Source organism: Bacteroides sp. CAG:633, from assembly GCF_000435115.1.
In the GTDB taxonomy this organism is placed as follows: Bacteria; Bacteroidota; Bacteroidia; order Bacteroidales; family Bacteroidaceae; genus Bacteroides; species Bacteroides ndongoniae.
Genome location: NZ_FR882980.1, coordinates 6,017 through 6,562, shown reverse-complemented (window position 1 = coordinate 6,562; position 546 = coordinate 6,017). Strand labels below are relative to the sequence as shown.

The following is a 546-nucleotide window of genomic DNA, read 5'->3' as shown; positions in this document are numbered from 1 at the left end:
AGATAGGCCTCGACCACCGTCAGCTGGCTGCATGGTTCCGCATCGACACCACTGCCCTGCAACGCCTCGACGTCAACCGCACCGGCATCGAACAGCTGCGCCGCCACCCCTACCTGAACTTCTATCAGGCCAAAGCCATCGTAGAGTATCGCCGCAAGCACGGCCTGCTGAAGAGCCTCAAACCCCTCGCCCTCTACGAAGAGTTCACCCCCGACGATCTGGAACGCCTCAGCCACTACCTGAGCTTCGAATAACCCCGACTCAACCGCCGGATATACGGATTTTGCACCCGATTCGTGCAGAAATCAGGGAATATTGCACGAAGTTCGTGCAGTTTTCAAGGAATTCTGCACGGATTTGATGCAAAAATCCTATCTTTGCGATGTCAGTATGAACCGATTACCATTGACCATTAACCATTATTCCCTCTATGGAACAGCTATATGAATTCTTCCAGCGCAAAGTAAAGAACGTGCCCACCGGCTTCCTGCGCTTCATGTACCACCGCATCAAGTGGCAAAGCCGTTTCTTCGGTCTGGTAGGACC

General features: G+C 53.3%; 1 protein-coding gene. It reads left to right on the top strand.

The genetic code is table 11. The features are described from left to right. A partial coding sequence (locus tag QVP67_RS01895; protein ID WP_288179793.1) for a helix-hairpin-helix domain-containing protein occupies positions 1–254 on the top strand: 254 nt, incomplete at its 5' end. Positions 255–546: the final 292 nt, after the last annotated feature.